This window comes from Sphingomonas sp. 22R3R2A-7 (assembly GCF_036856055.1).
In the GTDB taxonomy this organism is placed as follows: Bacteria; Pseudomonadota; Alphaproteobacteria; order Sphingomonadales; family Sphingomonadaceae; genus Sphingomonas.
Genome location: NZ_JASPFR010000001.1, coordinates 3,651,953 through 3,670,270 on the forward strand (window position 1 = coordinate 3,651,953; position 18,318 = coordinate 3,670,270).

The window sequence follows — 18,318 nt, forward strand, 5'->3', positions numbered from 1 at the left end:
CGATGGGTGAAGCGCGGTCGGCGCTTTCGGAAATTCATCGAAAGGCAGAAGTCATGAAGATCGTCGTCATCGGAGGAACGGGACTGATCGGGTCCAAGGTCGTGACCAAGCTGACCGCACTGGGCCATGAGGCCTTGGCCGCCGCCCCGAACACGGGCGTCAACACCATCACCGGCGAGGGTCTGGCCGAGGCGCTGGAGGGTGCGCAGGTCGTGGTGGACATGGCGAACTCGCCATCGTTCGAGGACCAGGCCGTGATGGATTTCTTCCAGACGGCTGGGAAGAACCTCATCGCCGCCGAAGCGGCGGCCGGCGTCAAGCTGCACGTCGCCCTCTCGGTCGTAGGTACGGAGCATCTTCAGGGCAGCGGCTACTTCCGCGCCAAGCTCGCGCAGGAAGCGCTGATCAAGAGCGGTCCCATTCCCTACACGCTGCTGCATGCGACCCAGTTCATGGAATTTCTCCGCGGGATCGCGCAGTCGGCCGCTGATGGGAACACGGTGAAGCTGTCCCATGCCTACATCCAGCCGATGGCGGCCGAGGACGTTGCGGACGCGGTCGTTGAGGCGGCGCTGGCGCCGGCGGCGAACGGCACGGTCGAAGTCGGCGGCCCCGAGAAGTTCCACATGGACGAGCTGATCGCCCGAGTGCTCGAGTTCGACAAGGATCCCCGCAAGGTCGTGACCGATCCCGACGCGCCGTACTTCGGAGTGAAGCTCGAAGAGGGCTCGCTGATCCCAGGGCCCGACGCCAAGCTGGGTGCGACCAAGTTCGACTGGTGGATCGAGAACGTAGCTCCCCCACCCAAGCGGTAAGCAAGCCGCGCGATCCGGATCCTGATGGGTTCGGATCGCTCCCTGGGCGGGTCTCGCCGGCATGATCATGAAGGTATCGAATATGAAAAAGCTCGCCTTGGGCGTGGCGATCACGCTCGGCGTCGGAGCCGTCGCGAACGGCGCGTACATGCTTTACTCGCCCACCGGCTGGTACTTCGCGGTTCCCGGCGTGACGACCACCGGGCCGTTCAACCAGCACTTCATCCGCGACATCGGGCTGATCTTCCTCCTCCTCGGTGCGTCGTTCCTGGCTGGTGCTGCCCGTCCGCCCCACCGGATCCTCCTGTGGGGCGCACCTACGGTCTGGCTATGGGGTCATGCGCTCTTCCACTTCTGGGAGGTCGCCGTCGGCATCTGCGGGCCATCCGCGATCGCACGGGATTTCCCGGCGGTCACGCTTCCGGCGATCCTCGCCACGCTCCTCACCCTCTGGGCGGTTTCGGACGCACGTGACGGCCGGAATCCGGCCTGACCGCCTTACCACGATCAACTTCAAGGAAAACGAACATGAAGCAACGCATGAACATCTTCGCCGCAGCACCCGAAGCCATGAAGGGCATGATGGCCGTCGAGGCGACCATCGACGGTTCCGCGCTCGAGCACAGCCTGATTGAACTGGTGAAGATCCGGGCTTCGCAGATGAATGGCTGCGCGTTCTGCATCCACATGCACGTGACGGACGCCGTCAAGCACGGCGAGTCGGACATGCGTATCCATCTGCTCGGGGCCTGGCGCAGAATCGCCGTCGTTCACCGACCGCGAGCGCGCCGCGCTGAACTGGACCGAGTCCCTCACCAACGTCGGCGAGACCCATGCGTCCGACGAGGACTATGCTCTCCTTCAGAGTCAGTTCGACGAGAAGGACATCGCATCGCTCACGGTGCTGATCGGCGCGATCAACTTCTGGAACCGGCTCCAGATCGGTCTTCGTGCCGTGCACCCGGCCTTAAAGCCGGTAGCGGCCGCAGCCTGAGCTCGGAGGAGCGCCGGCGACGCCGGCGTTCCTCATTCGAATGGACGAGGAAACAGTCGATGAAACTCTATTACAGCCCCGGCGCCTGCAGCCTGGCAGGCCACGTTGCTCTCCACGAGGCGGGATCGCCGTTCGAGACGGAGACGGTCGATCTCAGCACGAAGATCACTGCCTCCGGTGGTGACTTCGAGGCGATTACCACCAAGGGGTACGTGCCAGCGCTAGTCTTGGATGACGGCGAGCTGCTCAGCGAGAACATCGCGGTGCTGGACTTCATCGCCTCGCGGTACCCGAAGCTGGGCCTCGACGGCGAAATGGGTCGGACGAGGCTCATCGAGGCGTTGGCCTACATCTCAACCGAGGTGCACAAGAGCTTCAAACCGTTCTGGCGCGGCGGCAGCGACGCGGAGAAGAGCGCTGCGAGTGCCTACATCACGAAGCGGATGCAGTACCTCGCCGACCGGGTGAAGGGTGACTACCTGCTGAGCGATCAGCCGACGGTGGCCGATTTCTATCTGCTAGTGACGATGCTTTGGGCTGAGCGCTTCGGCGTCGTCATCCCGACCGCGCTGCAGGGCGTCTTCGCTCGCCTTAAGGCGCGACCGGCCGTCCAGGTAGCATTGAAGGCCGAGGGCTTGATCTAGCCATATCGCGTGGAGCGAAAGCCCTCTTCCCAACCGGTCCTCTCGATCTTCCCGTGATCGGGGGGACCGACCGTTTTCCCCCGAAAGGATATTCATGAACCGCATCGACAGTCGGACCGTCGCACCTGCCGGCATGCGTGCGCTCTTCGGCGTGCACTCGTACCTTCACTCGCAGACGGATCTTCCAAAGCCCCTTATCGACCTGGTCTTCCTCAGGACTTCGCAGATCAACGGGTGTGCGCATTGCATCGACATGCATTCCCGGGACCTTCTCAAGGAGGGGATGGACGTCGAGAAGCTCGTCCTCGTTCCTGCATGGAGGGAGGCGGGTGCCCTCTTCGACGCCAAGGAGCGTGCCGCGCTCGCGTGGACCGAGTCCGTGGCCCGCGTTGCGGATACGCAGGTGCCGGATGCCGACTACGAGACTGCTTCTTCGGCTCTGTCGGAGAAGGACCTCGTGGACCTTACGATCGCGATCGGTCTCATGTCCGCCTACAATCGGCTGGGCGTTGCCTTTCGCCTGCCGGTCGCCGCAGCGGGCGCGTGATCCGCGATCTCCTAGGGACGACCTCCGGAGAAGACTACTTGCCGGCCCATATGTCGCCGGTTGGGTAAGATGGACGGCTCGCGCGCGATCTTTCGTGAGCGAGCCGTACCGATAACAGACGAACTGGCACGGCTTGCGGGCAGCCTAGGCGCTATGGTTCGAGGCTGGTTTCTCGCGGCGTCATCCACCGGCGGCGGACGCGTTCGATGCCGAAGCCATGAAGGCGCGCAGCCGCGGCACGAAGAAGTCGAGAAAGACCGTGACCCGCGCGGGAAGTCGCTGCGGACCAAGATAGAGTGCAGCGACCTGCTCCTCGTCGCCGACACCGGCCGCCGCAAGGACTTCGACAAGCCTTCCGGCGGCGATGTCGGCGCGAGCGTGGTAGTCGCCCAGTCTCGCCAGTCCGGCGCCCGCTACCGCGAGACGGCGAACCGTTTCCCCATTATTCGCAAGCAGGGTGCCTGCCACCATGCGATCGATGATCCGCCCACCCGTGCGCATCGGCCACACCGGCTGCGCCCGGCGGAAGTTGAAGCCCAGGCAGTTATGTCGATCGAGGTCGTCGACGTCTTGGGGCACGCCCATTGCTTCCAGGTAGGAAGGGGAGGCCACGATGACGCGGCGAGCCGTTCCTATCTTCCGTGCGATCAGGGAGGAGTCGACTAGGCCTCCGACGCGGAACGCTATGTCGGTCCCTTCGACGTACAGATCCGCCATTTCGTCCGACAGGGAGAGATCGACGACGATGTTCGGGTGTGCCCGCCAGAAGGCCGGTAGGAGAGGCTCGACGGCAATCGCGCCAAAGCCCACGGACGCATTGACGCGCACGGTGCCGCTCGCTCCGGCACTGCCAGCGGCGACCTCTAGCTCCAGCTCGTCGAGATCCGCCAGCAGACGTTGCGATCGCTCGTGGTAGAGGTGACCTTCCGCGGTAAGCGCCAGACTGCGTGTCGATCGTTCGACCAGACGCACCCCGAGCCGGCTCTCGAGCCGTGCGATCAGCTTCGACACCGTCGATGGGGTCGTCGTCAGTCTGCGTGCGGCCGCGGAGAAGCTTCCGGCGGCTACGACCGACACGAAGACGTGCATCTCGCCAACCCTGTTGTCCATTTCGCGGCTCCGTCTGTGAAATTCGTTCATAGTTCATATGGAGCGGTGATGCATTATCGACGGAGCCCTACGGAGCCATATCATCGTTCACATCGGCGGCGCCCGGAGGGTGCCTTTCGATCGGGAATAACGAGAAGGAAGTCTCATGGATCTGCAACTGAACGGCAAGGTCGCCCTGGTCACCGGCTCAACCGCGGGCATAGGACTGGAAATCGCCCGGCGGCTTGCCGCAGAGGGCGCCGACGTCGTCATCTGCGGCCGGACAGAGACGAAGCTGGCAACCGTGGCCTCTGAAATAGGGGCGCGGAGCGTACTTGCCGATCCTTCCACGGCGGAAGGCGCGGCGACGCTGGTCGAAGCGGTTCCCGCGGTCGACATCCTGGTGAATAATCTGGGCATCTACGAGGCCAAGCCGTTCGACGACATCACCGACGACGACTGGCGCCGCTTCTTCGAGATCAACGTGCTTTCAGGCGCAAGGCTCGCACGAGCCTATTTCTCGGGTATGCTCGAACGCGACTGGGGACGGGTGATCTTTGTCGCGAGCGAGTCTGCCGTGATGGTGCCGACGGACATGATCCACTACGGCATGACGAAGACGGCGCAGCTGGCGATCTCGCGAGGGCTAGCAGGTCTCACTAAGGGTACGAACGTCACGGTGAACACCGTGTTGCCGGGCACGACGCGTTCGGACGGGATAGTCGATTTCCTGAAGAGCGTCGCCGCGGACCCGGACGCACCTTCGGAGGAACTGGAACGTGCCTTCTTTGCGAAGGATCGGCCGACCTCCCTGATCCAGCGCATGATAGAGCCGGAGGAGATCGCGTCGCTGGTGGCCTACGTAGCGAGCCCTCTTTCATCCGCCACGAATGGAGCCGCATTGCGGGTAGATGGTGGTATCACCCCAACGATCCTCTGAAACTCCCCCGCCGGCTCGCCAGTCGGCGGGGAGTCGCATCCGACGTCGGAGCCTGATCGAAAACGGTCAGGACAGCCAGTATCCGTTGGCGGCGGCTATGGTCTGGAAGTTCGTGGAAACCACGTGGGAGGTGGCGATCAGCGCCTGAGCATCCGCTTCATAGATTGCACGAAGTTTCGTCCGGACGGCCTCATCGGGCTGAGTGAACTTCACAGCTAGGCGGGAGAGCTTGAGCGCCAGCTCGAACCCTTCTTCGGGGGATGCCGTCTTCAGTGTCGGCAGGTATCCGGTCATGCGGCTTCTCCGTGTGGGACGCCCGGAAGGCGGCGTCCATTTCGGAGCTGTCGCCGACGGCGCTCCGCAGCGGTAGGCCCAAGATCTGCCGCTTTCGATGCACCAGGTGACATCGCGGGCAACCCGTGCAGGCCGGCCGGTCGCGAGAAGGCTTTCGCGACCGGCAAATGGGCCTCTAGGCCGCCAACAGGGTGGAACGGCCGGTGGCGGCGTTAGATAGCTCAGCATCATGTTCGCTGACGTACTCCGCAAGCGAAGTTTTCCCGGCGTCGATTGCCAACGTCTTCCCCGCAAGTACGATCGTAAGGTCGGTGATGCCGACGAACCCCAGGACCTGACGCAGATAGCTGCTGGCCGTATTCGCCGACGCATATGGCGCATCGGGGCCGAAGTCGCCGCCGGTCGCGATGATCGCCGTAGCCGACTTGTTCTTCAGCATGCCTTCGTAGGACTGGGACACCGTAACGCCGGATCGGACGATCTGGTCGAGATAGGCCTTCAGAAGAGCCGAGATGGAGAAGTTGTGCATCGGCGTACCGATCAAGATGTGATCGGCATTCTTGAGTTCGGCGATTAAGTCATCGGAGATGCGGATGGCCGCGCTGTGCTCTGTGGAGTGGTCTTCGTAGGGCGTGAACGCGCCGCCGATCCACGCGGTATCGACGAACGGGATGTTGCTTCTGGGAAGATCGCGATGCGTCACCGTTCCGTCGGGGTGAGTTGCCTTCCACTTGTCGACGAACGACGCGGTGAGCGCTCGTGACACGGACTGTTCGAACCGGGGACTGGAATCGACGACTAGGAGATTGGGCATGGTCTACCTCGTTTACGTTGGGGAAGGTTTCGCAGAGACCCGTCTGCGATCGGCAGCGCTCAGCGCATCTCGTTGTGCGGTCCCGTCTGTCGCAGCAGGGCGTGGAACTGCCCCATCAGGCTCGCAACGCCGAGACTGGTTTCAGCGTCGTCGGTTCCGTCGCCGAAGGGCGCAGCTCGACCTGGAATGCGAAGCTCCTCCGGCATCACGAGGACACCGAGCCGGCACAGGATGGTCCGCAGGTGGTTCAGAACACTGACGCCCCCCGTGGCAGCGTCGCATACCGTCATCAGCACGGCGGCTTTGCCCTTGTAGGGGGCCAGCCCATCCAAGCCGAAGGATGGGCGCGAGCTCCAGTCCAGCGCGTTCTTGAGCAGCGCGGGAACGGAACCGTTGTACTCCGGCGTCGCAATCATGAGGCCGTCGTGCGCGGCGAGAAGCTGTCGCAGGATCAGGACGGCCTGAGGTAGTTCGTCCTCTTCCAGATCGTGATCGTAGATCGGGAGATCCAGGTCGCGCAGATCTACCAGCGTGACGTCGGACCCGAGGCGGATCGCCTCCTCGACCGCGATGTTGAGGAGCTTCGCGTTGCGCGAGCCGGCGCGGGAACTGCCGGATAGGGCGATGATGGCGGCCGAATCGAGCGAGCCGTATCCGTTGAGGCGAATGGGCGAAGTGTCGTCATCGTGCATGTTCGAATGCCGGCCTCGTTCTTGGGGTGCGGATCGGCGGCCGTTTAGGGCTGAGATCGAGCGCGGGGAGTGGCGGCGAGCCGCCGCCACCTTGACGGGTTTCTCTTTCCTTTCCGGCGGTACCTCTCGGGTCAGGTCATCGGGTTACGCGGCGGGTCGGTCCGACCGGAAGGCCCGAGACGTGGCTCGATGAATGTACCAACGGACATCGCAGCCGCCCCCGAGTCCTCGCAGCGGCGTTTCGCCGGTCTTCGGAAGTGGTGGCGGAAGGTCTCGCGGATTCGACCGGGTCGGATCAGGTCCGAGGCGAGCGGAGCTGACCGGGCGTCGTACCGAAGACGCGTTTGAATGCGTGCCCGAAGGCGCTAACCGAGGAATATCCGTAGCGGTCGGCTATGAGCGCCAGATTGCCCATGGGCAGACCCAGATCTCGGCGGGCCAGCTGCATGCGCCACCGAACCACGTAGTCTAGGGCGGTAAGACCGACCTTGCGCTTGAAGCGTTCTGCGAAACTCGAGCGTGACATCGAGCAGGCGTCCGCAAGCTCAGCCAGCGTCCACGGATGCACAGGTCGCGCATGGATCAGCCCAAGCGCCCTTCCGATCCGATCGTCCCGCTGAGCGTCCATCCAACCGGGTCGTATGCCTTCGCGATGGGACGACAGATGCGCGCGGACGAGTTCGATGAACATCAGGTGCATCAGCGTACCGGCGACCACGCCGCTGCCCGCCCCGCCGCCCTCGATCTCCTTGACGAACCGGGCGAGCAGCCAGTGCACCGCCTGCGCGCCTTCCGTTTCCCGTCTAAGAAGGACGCAGTCCGGCAATTCACCGGTCAGCAGCGGTTCGGACAGCTCGTCCAGCACCATCTTGCCGCCGACGACGTGGAAGTCCTCGCCCGACCCGAGCACGGCCGTTCCGTGCCTCGCCGCGGCGAATACCCCGTCGGCCGGCTCGGCTGGCAACTCCAGGTCGCTCCCGAGGACGAACGGCGTACCCCTCGAGAGCATGAAGCAGTCGCCGCTCCGAAGTACGATCGGTTCGACTTGGCCGTCGATAAGCAGGCGGGCTTCGCCCTTCAGCACCGCATTGAACTTGAGGCCTCGGAAGCTCGGGACCTGAAGAGCCCAGGGTCCGCCGGCTTTGAAGCCGGTGGATACGAGGCTGTGCGCACCGAGTAGTTCAAGCACGTCACTGAGCGGATCAACCATGGTCCGGACTATCACGATACGATTTCGGTTTTTCAAGCATAGATCGTATCACGGGTCGCCTGCTACCGGTATTGCATGTCAACGAGCGAACAGGTCCAAAACATGACGCAGCAGCATCCTCTCAAATCTGGTTTCGATGCCTACAGCACGGCGATGGACGTGATCGCCGGCGTGAATCTCTCCGGCAAGGTAGCCATCGTGACCGGTGGCCATTCGAATCTGGGGCTCGAGGCGGCACGCGTTCTGGCGGGGGCGGGGGCTCACGTCATCGTGCCGACACGATCCGAGGCTGGCGCGGTCCAGGCCAAGGAAACCATTCCGGGCGTCGAGACCGCGACGATGGATCTGATGGATCCGGCGTCGATCGACGCGTTCGCGGAGGACTTCCTTTCTACCGGTCGCAGTCTGGACATCCTTCTCAACAGTGCAGGCATCATGGCTACCCCGCTGGCGCGCGATGCCAGCGGCAACGAAGCCCAGTTATCCACGAACCACCTGGGACATTTCCGGCTGACCTCTCGCCTATGGCCTGCGCTGGTCGCGGCGAAGGGGGCCCGGGTGGTCTCGGTGTCCTCTCGTGGTCATCAGATCGCCGGTATCGACTTCGACGACGTCAACTTCGACCGTCGGGACTACGACAAGTGGGTCGCCTACGGTCAGTCGAAGACCGCGAATGTCCTCTTCGCGGTCGCATTGGACGAACGGGGCGCCCAACACGGGGTGCGAGCCTACTCGCTCCATCCCGGGTCGGTGTTGGGACCGCTGGCTCGTCATCTGACCGACGAGGAGATCGATCTCGTTCGGGGCGCGTCACGCTTCCGGCGAAGCGATCGTAGCCCCCGACAGGGACATGAAGTCGACGGAGCAGGGCGCATCCACCCTGGTCTGGTGCGCTTCCAGTCCGCTGCTGCGCGACATCGGGGGCGTCTATTGCGAGAATAGCGACGTCGCGCGCGTCATGCCCGAGGACGCGCGCGAGCGTTTCGGCGTTTTCGCGCGCGCGATCGATCCGGAAATTGCGGAACGGCTCTGGGCGTTGAGCGTGGACATGACCGGCGTCGACATTCCCAAAGGAGAATGACCGCGGAATTGCGACCCGTCCCTGCCATCCGCGAATTATCGGCGGGTACGAAGACCGAAGCGGAGCGCAGGCTGGGACGCAGGGGAGCCGTTAAAGATTTCCGCATGCCGACTTTTCCGCTTCGGAACATCTCTCGACCGGAGAAGGCCAAGCGCTCCGATAGCTGCGGGATCTTGGGGGAGGGGCGCCACCTCTGATCAGGGGTGCGTTGCCAGAACCGCATTTGGTCCACTCGCTTGCGTGGTTCTCGGTTCTACTCCGTCTCGGACGATCCCCTAGGGTTCTCCCACCGACGTCGCCAGCGGGCGATCGAGCACTTGGACCTGGGCGGCGAGCTGAAAAGCGAAAGTCGTCCGGTATGAACTGATTTCGCGCTTTCGGTCGCAGGAACGGTTCTGACCTCGTGCTCGTCCGCAGGCGTTCGCCGCAAGGCGCGTCGGATGCACATGCAAGGAGAATCCCATGAATATCAGAGCAGTCGGCGCATTGTCCCTCGGCCTTATCGCTGCCTCGGCAGCGGTCGCGGCAGTCGGCACGTCATCTGTGCACCGGGGGCACTCCGCCCCTTCCAAGGTGTCCGTAGTCTATCAGCACGAGCTCCCGAACGTTCCGGGCAAGAGCATCAAGGGCGTTCTCGTCGAATACGGTCCGGGCGGATCGTCGCCTGCCCATACGCATCCCGGTTCGGCATTCATATACGCGACCGTCCTCGAGGGAGCGATCCGCAGTCAGGTCAACGGCGGCCCGATCAAGGTCTATCGCGCCGGCCAGAACTTCTCGGAATATCCCGGCGATAGGCACGGGGTGAGCGCGAACGCCAGCAAGACCGTGCCCGCACGTCTCCTGGCGGTATTCGTCGTCGATACCGCCGCGAAGGACCTGGTCCTCCCCTATAGGTAGCTCACGCTTCGACGATGCGGGCGGATGAGGAATCCGTCCGTGGTTCGACGCTCGCGGTCCAGGGCCGAGAGCCCGCGCCGTGGAGACGCCGAAAGCTACAAGGAAACGGAATGCCATGAAGATCGTCGTGATCGGCGGAACTGGTCTTATTGGCTCGCGGACGGTGGAAAGGCTCCGCCGGCGAGGCCATGATGCGGTTGCCGCCTCGCCGAAGACCGGCGTCGATACCCTGAACAACTTGGGACTCGCGGAGGTGCTGGAGGGGGCCGCCGTCGTCGTGGATCTCGCGGACTCTCCGTCATACGAAGAGGGGGCGGTGATGCACTTCTTCGAGACGACCGCCCGGAATCTGATAGCGGCGGAGCTGAAGGCCGGGGTGAAGCACCACGTCGTCCTCTCGATCGTGGGTTCGGAGCGCCTGCCCGACAATCCCTACTTTCGCGCGAAGATGGCGCAGCAGCGGATCGTCGCCAGTTCGCCGGTGCCGCACACGATCATTCACTCTACGCAGTTCTTCGAGTTCCTCCCGGGCATCGCCGATGCAGCGACCTCCGATGGGGTCGCGCGACTCTCACCGGCCTTCGTGCAGCCGATCGCGGCGGACGACGTCGCCGACATCATCGCCACCATCGCGACGGAGCAGCCGCAAGATGCCGTCGTCGAGATCGCGGGGCCCGGAAGTTTCAGGCTGAACGAGATCGTCGAAAGGTATCTGCAAGCGATCGGAGATGACCGGCGCGTCGAACCCGACGTCCATGCGCGCTACTTCAGCGCGGAGCTCGAAGAGTTGACCCTCGTTCCCGGTGGTTCCCCGACGATGGGCCACACGAGCTCCCGCAATGGCTCGCTCGCCGAAGGCGACCCACCCGTGAGCCCGCCACGGAGCAGGCATCGGCACTGACTAACTGAACGGAAAGGCGAGTTACGTGATGACGATGCGATCCACGCTCATCGACGGCATAGAAGCCATTGTCCTGCCACCCGTGCGCGATGTGGACGGCTTTACCGTCCGGCGAGCTCTACCTTCCGCTCATCGGCGAATGGTGGGACCCTTCATATTCTTCGATCTTCTGGGGCCGGCGGTTCTCCGTGCGGGCGACGGCTTCGACGTGCGGCCGCATCCTCACATCGGTCTGGCCACCGTGACCTATCAGATGGCGGGCAGGGTGATCCACCGTGACAATCTGGGCGCGGTGCAGGCGATCCGGCCGGGCGAGGTAAACTGGATGACCGCGGGGTCCGGCATCGTCCATTCCGAACGTACGCCCCCGTCCGTGCGGCGGGATGGAGGCTCTCTCTACGGCATCCAGGCCTGGGTGGCCCTGCCCAAGGCTCTCGAGGAGACGAGACCGGGGTTCTTCCACCATGCCGCCGGGGAGATTCCCTCGGTCGACGCCGAAGGCGTTTCGCTGTCGCTGATAGCTGGTACGTCGGACGGGCTGACGTCGCCCGTCGCGACGCTGTCGGACATGGTCTACGCGGATGTCTCTCTCGCTGCCGACGCCCGCTACCGTGTTCGTGCCGACCACGTGGAGCGCGCGATCTACGTGTTGACGGGCGCGATCGAGGTCGTCGGTCAAACCGGTTCCTTTGAAGCGCATGAACTGGTGATATTCAAACCGGGCGAGGAGATCGTCCTTAGGACGCGTGCCGGGGCCCGGTTCATGCTCATCGGTGGTGAGCCGTTCCCCGAAGCACGCCACGTGTACTGGAACTTCGTGTCGTCTTCGTTGGATCGCATTGAACAGGCGAAGGCGGACTGGCGCGAACGGCGCTTCGGCTCAGTGCCGGGCGAGCACGAGTTCATACCGCTGCCTGCCGATACGGCGCCCCGGGCCTGAACACGCCTCACACAAGGAGCATCCCGTGCCGACGCGCCCTTTCGATTTTGAGAATTCCGCCGGTCATAGGCTTTCCGGACGCATTGAGCTTCCTGCCGGGCCTGCCCGGGCATGGGCTCTGTTCGCTCACTGTTTCACCTGTGGAAAGGACAACGTGGCGGCAGTGCGGATTTCGCGGCGGCTGGCCGGTGCCGGCATCGGCGTGCTCCGCTTCGACTTTACGGGGCTTGGGCGAAGCGACGGGGATTTCGCACGGTCGGGCTTCAGCCACAACGTGCAGGATCTCGTCGCGGCGGCGAGCAGCATGACGGACGCCGGAATGAAGCCGGCGCTGCTGATCGGTCACAGCCTGGGTGGCGCGGCGGTCATCGCGGCCGCCGGCTCGCTTCCCGGAGTAAGGGCGGTAGCGACGATAGCCGCTCCCTTCGACGTAGCCCACGTGCTTGCGCAGTTCGATCCCGAGTCGTTGGCGGAGATCGAACGGGAAGGAAGCGCGGCCGTTCTTCTGGCGGGGCGACCTTTCACGGTCGGTCGCGAGCTCGTCGACGACATGCGTCAGCAGGATCAGGAGACGAGAATAGCGGAACTGAAACGGCCGCTTCTGCTCCTTCATTCACCAGTCGATCAGGCGGTCGGCATCGAGAATGTCACCCGCCTGTTCGTGGCCGCCCGGCATCCCAAGAGTTTCGTGTCGCTGGACGGAGCAGATCATCTCTTGTCGAAAGTCCGGGACGCCGACTTCGCCGCCGACATGATCGCGGCGTGGGCCTCACGCTATCTACCGGCGCCGGCGCCTGCCGGCGCAAGCGTATTCGACGCGGAGGCGGAAGAGACGGGGCTGGGCAAGTTCCAGCTGGCCATGCGCGCCGGCCAGGCCAGCTTCATTGCGGACGAACCGGAAAGCATGGGCGGGCTGGGGTCCGGGCCCACCCCGTTCAACCTGCTATCGTCCGCGCTTGCTGCCTGCACCACCATGACGCTGCGCATGCTCGCCGATCGGAAGGGCTGGAAGGTGGACCGGATCCGAACGGCGGTGGCGCATCGCAAGGAGGCGGGAACGGAGCCGGCGGATCTCTTCACGAGGCAGGTGACTCTGGAGGGGAATCTCGACGCCGATCAGCGCAACGCGCTGTTGGCGGCGGCGGATCGCTGTCCAGTCCATAGGACGCTCGAGCGGGGCGCTAGATTCGAGCCCGTGAACGACGACCTGACCCTTCCGTAACGTCCGTCCCGTTCAAATCCTCGAATGGTTGCACCGGTAGTCCGGACGAGCTCCTCCCCCGACATTCCAGGAATGATCATCATGACGACACAGATGCATATCGACTTCGTATCCGACGTTTCATGTCCCTGGTGTGCCATCGGGCTCGCGAGTCTCGAGGACGCACTCCACCAAATCGGCGACGCCGTTCACGCGGACATCGATTTTCAGCCTTTCGAACTGAACCCGTCGATCCCATTCGAAGGTCAGAACATCGTCGAGCACGTCGCCGAGAAATACGGTTACACGCGGGAACAGAGCGAAGAGAACAGGTCTGTGCTTATCGAACGCGCGAAGGACGTGGGGTTCGATATGGCGATCGACGCGGACAGCCGGATCTACAACACCTTCGACGCCCACCGCCTGCTTCATTGGGCGTGTTCGACTCCCCATCAACTGGCCCTGAAGCACGCGCTGCTTCGAGCGAACTTCTCCGACGGTAAGAACCCGGGTGACCCGGAGGTGCTAGTGGCCGCGGCAGAGGAAGCCGGACTCGACGTCGAGCAGGTACGGGAGGTTCTGAGTTCGGGACGGTACGCCGCGGAAGTCCGCGCGGAAATGGCGCGGTGGCAGGCTCGCGGGATCGCATCGGTTCCGGCGATCATCGTGAACGGAAGGCACCTCATTTCCGGCGGGCAGCCTGCCGAGGTGTTCGCTCGGGCGCTCCGGCAGATCGCTGCGCAGGGCTTGGTATAGGTCGTTGCTCGAGTCTCGGTGCTGGTCCGGCGCAGGGCGATAATCGAGTAGGGGCTGGCACCAAAACCAGATTGGACAGCGTCGTATGAAGATCGTCGTCATGGGTGGAACCGGGCTCGTCGGAAGGAAGCTCGTCCGTATACTGAGGAACGAAGGGCACGAGGCCATCGCAGCTTCGCGATCGACCGGTGTGGATCTCCTAACGGGGGAAGGTCTTCATGAGGTTCTCTTGGGGGCGGAGACGGTCGTCGACGTCTGCAACCTCAGCTACGGGGACGCCGACGACCTGAACGCGTTCTTCGAACTCGCAGGGAGCAACCTATTCGAGGCGGAGCTCCTGTCGGGCGTGTCGCATCATGTCACGCTTTCCGCCGTGGGGACCGATCGCCTGGCCGACCGCGGCAACTTTCGTGCGAAGGCGACGCAGGAAGCCCTGGCCGCGGGCGCGGGCGTCCCGCACACGATCGTTCGCTCGACGCCCTTTTTCGAATTCATCTACGGAATTGTCGACGAGGGAGGGGAGGGCGACCTCATCCGTCTTCCGCCGATCCGCGTACGGCCCATCGCGGCCGACGACGTCGCCGAAGCCCTCGCTAGGATCGCACTGGGTCGGCCGGCTCATGGCGTGATCGAACTGGCGGGTCCGGAAGTCCGCCTTTTGGCTGAGATCGCGGAGGAGATCCTCGTAGCGAACGAGGATACCCGCACGCTCGTGGTCGACGTCGAGGCGCGTTACTTCGGCGCGCGCGTGGGCGACGAGCCCCTCGTCGGTGACGGAGGTCATCGTTTCGCGTCTACGAGGTTCGACGACTGGCTGCGCAGCTCTCTTCAACCAAACTTTGCCGAAGCATAGGACTCACAGATGAACGCATCGATCGACACCACCGTCCCGCCATCCGGGGACGGCTGCGTGGAATGCCTGGCAGCCGGTGGATGGTGGTTCCACCTTCGTCGTTGCGCGCAATGCGGTCATGTCGGCTGCTGCGATTCGTCGCCGAGCGGCCATGCCACCCGACATTTTCACGAGACGGGTCATGCGTTCATGCAGTCCTTCGAGCCGGGGGAGGATTGGGGCTGGGATTACGTGCGGGAAGAGGAGGTCGAACTTCCGGACCTGGCGTCCCCTACGAGCCATCCCGTCGCTCAGCCGACCCCTGGGCCGGAGGGTCGCGTTCCCGACGATTGGCGCGTCAGGCTTAACTGACGCGAGACGGGCGACATCCGCCCATGACGAGGCACCCGCGTTTGCAGCGGCTCATGACTGGAAAGAACGACGTGAAGACTATTGAGATAGGCGTCGACACGTTCGGCGACATCACGCGAAAACCCGACGGCACTCTGGTGTCGGCAGCCGAGGGAATCCGCAACGTCGTCGAGGAGGGAGTGCTCAGTGATCAGGTCGGCATCGACTTCTTCGGCGTGGGAGAGCATCATCGGGAGGACTTCTCCGTCTCGTCGCCGGAAACGGTACTAGCGGCGATAGCGGGCCGGACCGAACGCATTCGTCTCGGATCCGCCGTCACCGTTCTCAGTTCAGATGATCCGATCCGCGTGTTCCAGAGGTTCTCAACGCTCGACGCGATATCGAACGGTCGTGCGGAAGTGATCCTCGGCCGAGGATCGTTCACGGAGTCCTTCCCGCTCTTCGGTTTCGAAATGTCGCAGTACGAGCGGCTTTTCGAGGAGAAGCTCGACCTGTTCGCGGCCATTCGTCGCCAGCAGCCGGTCAGTTGGCGAGGGTCCTTCCGCACGCCGCTTCGCGACCAGTCGGTCCAGCCTCCAGTAGAGAACGGATTGCTGAGGACGTGGATCGGCGTCGGCGGCAGCCCGGAGTCGGTCGTTCGCGCCGCGCGCTACGGTCTGCCGATGATGCTGGCGATAATAGGGGGAGATCCCGCTCGGTTCGTCCCCTACGCCGACCTCTATCGGGACGCGCTCGGCAAATCCGGCTCGCAGGAACTGCCCATCGGTGTGCATTCTCCCGGCCATGTCGCGCGTACCGACGAAGAAGCACGAGACGAGCTGTGGTCCGACTATCGGCAGATGCGCGATCGGATCGGGGCGGAACGGAACTGGCCTCCGATGCAGCGTGCGGAGTTCGATGCCGAAGCGGATCGTGGGTCGCTCTACGTGGGATCGCCCGAGACCGTCGCGCGTAGGATCGCGTCGACCATAAGGACGTTGGGACTGTCGCGGTTCGAGATGAAGTATTCCGCGGGCTTGCTCCCTCACGAAAAGCTCATGGACTCGCTGGCGCTGTACGGTCAGCGCGTCATACCGATGGTCCGTGACATGCTGTCCGCCGGCGGAGACGGCGAAGCATGATGGTCTTTGGATCGCCGCTGAGCGCTTGAGGAGCTAGGTTTATTGTTTGCGGGCACTGAAACCGTACGTCGCGGGAAGCCGTCCGATGATGCGGCAATCATAGATCTGTTGATTGCGTCCTTCACCAGTCTCTACTCGACGATCGGCGAGAGCATGTCTGCGGAGAGACGGCGTTATCTGAGCGACCGAGCCGGCCGACGGGCCTCCGCCATATCCTTTGTTCGCGAACTTGACGGTCTCGTGATCGGCACGCTCACGCTCACGCCACCCTCGACCCATTCCCAAGCATGGGTCGAGGGGGCATGGTATCTTGGCTTGCTCGCAGTGGACAGACACGCGCAAGGTCGTGGAATTGCAGGTTCGCTGATCCGGCATGCCGAACGGTACGCACGTGCGGCCGGCGCAACCGCCATGTGCCTGCACGCCCGGCGAGGAATACATAGGCAGGCTCGCCTCTACCTCGCTTGCGGATACGGCCGCGATCCCGTTGGGGATCTGGCGGTGCAGCCCTATCAGGAAGGGTACCTGAAGGTCCTGATTGATCCAGACGAGAAGCCGACCGCGTAGGCCAGCTGCGGCTGTGGCAACGGCTGTTTGCAAGGTGGCTTCGTCTTCGCGAGTTGGTAAGGCGTTGGCACGCGTATCGTCGTTGCGATTCAATAGATGACGGGCGATCAAGATGCTTCATCAGCGGCCACGCCGGTTCGCCGTCGATCATCCGCTTCGCAGCCCTTGAGTCCGAGAGCCGGCGCCGGTTCGAAGTGAATCGCACGGATCCACTTCGACGAGGCTTCGCAAATCCGATCCGATCGCCACGGAATGCGGCGGTATAAACTAGGCCGCCATGAGTTCGTCCGCGGGGCCGAAAAACTCATAGTGGATTCGTGAGCTCGGGACGCCCGCCATGGAGAGGTCGGTGATGTAGGTTCGCAGGAATCCCTTGGGACCGCAAACGTAGATGTCCGCTTCCTCGAGTGGCGTATGACGAGTCAGCCATTCGATGGGCACGTATCCTTCGCCGGAATGGGTGTCGCCCAGCACGTCCTGCGGCATCGGATGGCTATAGAACGTCGTCACGTGCAGGCCGGGGCAGCTTTCCTTGAGGGCGCGCACGTGCGTGTCCATGGCGTGCGTTTCGCTGCTGAGCGTCCCGTGGACGTAGTGCACCTCGCGTAACGAATGCTCTTTGGCGATCGCCTCGACCATGCTCACCATCGGCGTGAGGCCGACGCCTCCCGAGAGGAGAATGACCGGCCGCTGGTCTTCGTCGGAAAGGAAGAAGTCGCCGGCGGGTGGTGTCGTCTCAAGGACGTCGCCGATCTGTACGTCGTCGTGAAGGAACCGCGAACCGCCGTGGCCGGCGTCCTCGCGCTTCACGGATATCCGGTAGAACTCTCCGTTGGGGCCGCTCGAGATCGAATAGTTCCGTTTCAGGTCAGGTCGACCGGCGGGCTTCAAACGGAAGGTCAGATACTGACCTGGCTTGTGTCGAAGCACGGGAAGTCCGTCGGTAGGATGCAGCACGAAGGAAGTGATCAGGCTGCTTTCGCGTATCTTCTGGGTCACCCGGAATTCCCGCCAGCCGTCCCAGCCGCCCTCGGACGTCACGATCGACTCGCGGATCACGACCTCCCGTGCCTTCAGGATGTCGGCTAGAAACCAGTATGCTTCGCCCCAGGCGGTGAGGATCTCGTCTGTCGCGGCGTCCTCAAGGACGTCCTTGATGGCGGCCAGGAGAGCGTTGGCCACGAACGGATAGTGCTCCGGCAGGATGTGGTAGCCGATGTGCTTCTGCGCGATGCGTTCGACCGCCGGCGCAAGCGCGGCAAGGTTCTCGATGTTCCGGGCATAGGCCAGGATCGCCGCAGCGAGGGCGTGGACCTGAGCACCACTTTCGCCTTGGTTCGAATGGTTGAAGAGCTTGCTGATCTGCTCGTCCTGGAACAGTCGGCCGTACATCGCCGCGGTGATCGCCGTGCCGTGCTCGGCAAGCGCCGGGACGGTAGCCTTCACGATGGCGATCGTTTGGGGAGAGAGTGGCTTGGACATTTCGTTCTTCCTTCTGGCTGGCATTCCGCCGCCCAGAGGCGTCGGAATTTCAAGGGCCGCACGGAACGCGGGGTTCAGCGCTGGTCGGAGCCGCACCCCCGGAACGACACTTCGTCGCCGGTGAAC

At 63.6% G+C, this 18,318-nt stretch carries 22 protein-coding genes; 16 read left to right on the forward strand and 6 right to left on the reverse strand.

Annotation, left to right across the window (positions count from 1 at the left end):
- The first annotated feature begins 53 nt into the window (after positions 1-53).
- From QP165_RS17500 to QP165_RS17515, 4 genes are all read left to right on the forward strand, one after another.
- A complete protein-coding gene (locus QP165_RS17500) occupies positions 54-815 on the forward strand; it encodes an SDR family oxidoreductase (RefSeq protein WP_333996573.1) in 762 nt (253 codons plus the stop codon).
- A gap of 61 nt (positions 816-876) precedes the next feature.
- On the forward strand, positions 877-1,308 hold the full coding sequence (locus tag QP165_RS17505; protein ID WP_333996574.1) for a hypothetical protein: 432 nt from the start codon (positions 877-879) through the stop codon (positions 1,306-1,308).
- Between the two features lie 35 nt (positions 1,309-1,343).
- Complete coding sequence (locus QP165_RS17510; protein ID WP_333996575.1) at positions 1,344-2,453, forward strand: carboxymuconolactone decarboxylase family protein; 1,110 nt, start codon at positions 1,344-1,346, stop codon at positions 2,451-2,453.
- A 94-nt stretch (positions 2,454-2,547) separates the two neighbouring features.
- The gene (locus QP165_RS17515; RefSeq protein ID WP_333996576.1) at positions 2,548-3,000 is read left to right on the forward strand and encodes a carboxymuconolactone decarboxylase family protein; all 453 of its coding nucleotides are present in this window, start codon (positions 2,548-2,550) and stop codon (positions 2,998-3,000) included.
- Positions 3,001-3,180: 180 nt separating this feature from the next.
- Here QP165_RS17515 and QP165_RS17520 read toward each other — a convergent pair whose 3' ends face one another.
- Positions 3,181-4,110, reverse strand: a complete 930-nt coding sequence (locus QP165_RS17520; protein ID WP_333996577.1) for a LysR family transcriptional regulator — start codon at positions 4,108-4,110, stop codon at positions 3,181-3,183.
- A gap of 145 nt (positions 4,111-4,255) precedes the next feature.
- Here QP165_RS17520 and QP165_RS17525 point away from each other — a divergent pair, with 145 nt between their 5' ends.
- A complete protein-coding gene (locus QP165_RS17525) occupies positions 4,256-5,029 on the forward strand; it encodes an SDR family NAD(P)-dependent oxidoreductase (protein ID WP_333996578.1) in 774 nt (257 codons plus the stop codon).
- 66 nt (positions 5,030-5,095) lie between these two features.
- Here the strand turns inward: QP165_RS17525 and QP165_RS17530 are convergent, their stop codons facing one another.
- From QP165_RS17530 to QP165_RS17545, 4 genes are all read right to left on the reverse strand, one after another.
- Positions 5,096-5,323 carry a hexameric tyrosine-coordinated heme protein gene (locus tag QP165_RS17530; RefSeq protein ID WP_333996579.1) on the reverse strand — a complete coding sequence of 76 codons (228 nt, stop codon included), beginning with the start codon at positions 5,321-5,323 and terminating at the stop codon, positions 5,096-5,098.
- 175 nt (positions 5,324-5,498) lie between these two features.
- Complete coding sequence (locus tag QP165_RS17535; RefSeq protein WP_333996580.1) at positions 5,499-6,137, reverse strand: FMN-dependent NADH-azoreductase; 639 nt, start codon at positions 6,135-6,137, stop codon at positions 5,499-5,501.
- Positions 6,138-6,196: 59 nt separating this feature from the next.
- A complete protein-coding gene (locus QP165_RS17540) occupies positions 6,197-6,829 on the reverse strand; it encodes an NADPH-dependent FMN reductase (protein WP_333996581.1) in 633 nt (210 codons plus the stop codon).
- Positions 6,830-7,124: 295 nt separating this feature from the next.
- Positions 7,125-8,039: an AraC family transcriptional regulator gene (locus tag QP165_RS17545; RefSeq protein ID WP_333996582.1), complete on the reverse strand. Its 915-nt coding sequence runs from the start codon at positions 8,037-8,039 to the stop codon at positions 7,125-7,127.
- 102 nt (positions 8,040-8,141) lie between these two features.
- Between QP165_RS17545 and QP165_RS17550 the strand changes: the two genes are divergently transcribed.
- The 11 genes from QP165_RS17550 (at position 8,142) to QP165_RS17600 (ending at position 16,710) form a co-directional block, all read left to right on the forward strand.
- Entirely contained in the window at positions 8,142-8,981 is an 840-nt protein-coding gene (locus tag QP165_RS17550; RefSeq protein ID WP_333996583.1) for an SDR family NAD(P)-dependent oxidoreductase, read from the forward strand.
- A gap of 16 nt (positions 8,982-8,997) precedes the next feature.
- A complete protein-coding gene (locus tag QP165_RS17555; protein WP_333996584.1) occupies positions 8,998-9,120 on the forward strand; it encodes a hypothetical protein in 123 nt (40 codons plus the stop codon).
- Between the two features lie 462 nt (positions 9,121-9,582).
- Positions 9,583-10,020 carry a cupin domain-containing protein gene (locus QP165_RS17560; RefSeq protein WP_333996585.1) on the forward strand — a complete coding sequence of 146 codons (438 nt, stop codon included), beginning with the start codon at positions 9,583-9,585 and terminating at the stop codon, positions 10,018-10,020.
- Positions 10,021-10,135: 115 nt separating this feature from the next.
- The gene (locus QP165_RS17565) at positions 10,136-10,921 is read left to right on the forward strand and encodes an SDR family oxidoreductase (RefSeq protein ID WP_333996586.1); all 786 of its coding nucleotides are present in this window, start codon (positions 10,136-10,138) and stop codon (positions 10,919-10,921) included.
- 28 nt (positions 10,922-10,949) lie between these two features.
- Entirely contained in the window at positions 10,950-11,861 is a 912-nt protein-coding gene (locus tag QP165_RS17570; RefSeq protein WP_333996587.1) for a pirin family protein, read from the forward strand.
- 25 nt (positions 11,862-11,886) lie between these two features.
- Positions 11,887-13,083 (forward strand): bifunctional alpha/beta hydrolase/OsmC family protein, encoded by a 1,197-nt coding sequence (locus QP165_RS17575; RefSeq protein WP_333996588.1) that lies wholly within the window; start codon positions 11,887-11,889, stop codon positions 13,081-13,083.
- Positions 13,084-13,164: 81 nt separating this feature from the next.
- Positions 13,165-13,818: a DsbA family oxidoreductase gene (locus tag QP165_RS17580; RefSeq protein WP_333996589.1), complete on the forward strand. Its 654-nt coding sequence runs from the start codon at positions 13,165-13,167 to the stop codon at positions 13,816-13,818.
- Positions 13,819-13,903: 85 nt separating this feature from the next.
- The gene (locus QP165_RS17585; RefSeq protein ID WP_333996590.1) at positions 13,904-14,671 is read left to right on the forward strand and encodes an SDR family oxidoreductase; all 768 of its coding nucleotides are present in this window, start codon (positions 13,904-13,906) and stop codon (positions 14,669-14,671) included.
- Between the two features lie 9 nt (positions 14,672-14,680).
- Entirely contained in the window at positions 14,681-15,022 is a 342-nt protein-coding gene (locus tag QP165_RS17590; RefSeq protein WP_333996591.1) for a UBP-type zinc finger domain-containing protein, read from the forward strand.
- A 71-nt stretch (positions 15,023-15,093) separates the two neighbouring features.
- Positions 15,094-16,143 carry an LLM class flavin-dependent oxidoreductase gene (locus QP165_RS17595; RefSeq protein WP_333996592.1) on the forward strand — a complete coding sequence of 350 codons (1,050 nt, stop codon included), beginning with the start codon at positions 15,094-15,096 and terminating at the stop codon, positions 16,141-16,143.
- A 42-nt stretch (positions 16,144-16,185) separates the two neighbouring features.
- Positions 16,186-16,710 (forward strand): GNAT family N-acetyltransferase, encoded by a 525-nt coding sequence (locus tag QP165_RS17600; RefSeq protein ID WP_333996593.1) that lies wholly within the window; start codon positions 16,186-16,188, stop codon positions 16,708-16,710.
- Between the two features lie 267 nt (positions 16,711-16,977).
- On the opposite strand, the gene hmpA is transcribed toward QP165_RS17600, so the two are convergent.
- A complete protein-coding gene (hmpA, locus tag QP165_RS17605; protein WP_333996594.1) occupies positions 16,978-18,192 on the reverse strand; it encodes an NO-inducible flavohemoprotein in 1,215 nt (404 codons plus the stop codon).
- Positions 18,193-18,318 lie beyond the last annotated feature (126 nt).

What these genes read in the sequence shown, in the direction of transcription:
- QP165_RS17500 (WP_333996573.1), top strand. Translation starts at nt 54, where the DNA reads ATGAAGATCGTCGTCATCGGAGGAACGGGACTGATCGGGTCCAAGGTC.
- QP165_RS17505 (WP_333996574.1), top strand. Translation starts at nt 877, where the DNA reads ATGATCATGAAGGTATCGAATATGAAAAAGCTCGCCTTGGGCGTGGCG.
- QP165_RS17510 (WP_333996575.1), top strand. Translation starts at nt 1,344, where the DNA reads ATGAAGCAACGCATGAACATCTTCGCCGCAGCACCCGAAGCCATGAAG.
- QP165_RS17515 (WP_333996576.1), top strand. Translation starts at nt 2,548, where the DNA reads ATGAACCGCATCGACAGTCGGACCGTCGCACCTGCCGGCATGCGTGCG.
- QP165_RS17520 (WP_333996577.1), bottom strand. Translation starts at nt 4,110, where the DNA reads ATGGACAACAGGGTTGGCGAGATGCACGTCTTCGTGTCGGTCGTAGCC.
- QP165_RS17525 (WP_333996578.1), top strand. Translation starts at nt 4,256, where the DNA reads ATGGATCTGCAACTGAACGGCAAGGTCGCCCTGGTCACCGGCTCAACC.
- QP165_RS17530 (WP_333996579.1), bottom strand. Translation starts at nt 5,323, where the DNA reads ATGACCGGATACCTGCCGACACTGAAGACGGCATCCCCCGAAGAAGGG.
- QP165_RS17535 (WP_333996580.1), bottom strand. Translation starts at nt 6,137, where the DNA reads ATGCCCAATCTCCTAGTCGTCGATTCCAGTCCCCGGTTCGAACAGTCC.
- QP165_RS17540 (WP_333996581.1), bottom strand. Translation starts at nt 6,829, where the DNA reads ATGCACGATGACGACACTTCGCCCATTCGCCTCAACGGATACGGCTCG.
- QP165_RS17545 (WP_333996582.1), bottom strand. Translation starts at nt 8,039, where the DNA reads ATGGTTGATCCGCTCAGTGACGTGCTTGAACTACTCGGTGCGCACAGC.
- QP165_RS17550 (WP_333996583.1), top strand. Translation starts at nt 8,142, where the DNA reads ATGACGCAGCAGCATCCTCTCAAATCTGGTTTCGATGCCTACAGCACG.
- QP165_RS17555 (WP_333996584.1), top strand. Translation starts at nt 8,998, where the DNA reads ATGCCCGAGGACGCGCGCGAGCGTTTCGGCGTTTTCGCGCGCGCGATC.
- QP165_RS17560 (WP_333996585.1), top strand. Translation starts at nt 9,583, where the DNA reads ATGAATATCAGAGCAGTCGGCGCATTGTCCCTCGGCCTTATCGCTGCC.
- QP165_RS17565 (WP_333996586.1), top strand. Translation starts at nt 10,136, where the DNA reads ATGAAGATCGTCGTGATCGGCGGAACTGGTCTTATTGGCTCGCGGACG.
- QP165_RS17570 (WP_333996587.1), top strand. Translation starts at nt 10,950, where the DNA reads ATGACGATGCGATCCACGCTCATCGACGGCATAGAAGCCATTGTCCTG.
- QP165_RS17580 (WP_333996589.1), top strand. Translation starts at nt 13,165, where the DNA reads ATGACGACACAGATGCATATCGACTTCGTATCCGACGTTTCATGTCCC.
- QP165_RS17585 (WP_333996590.1), top strand. Translation starts at nt 13,904, where the DNA reads ATGAAGATCGTCGTCATGGGTGGAACCGGGCTCGTCGGAAGGAAGCTC.
- QP165_RS17590 (WP_333996591.1), top strand. Translation starts at nt 14,681, where the DNA reads ATGAACGCATCGATCGACACCACCGTCCCGCCATCCGGGGACGGCTGC.
- hmpA (WP_333996594.1), bottom strand. Translation starts at nt 18,192, where the DNA reads ATGTCCAAGCCACTCTCTCCCCAAACGATCGCCATCGTGAAGGCTACC.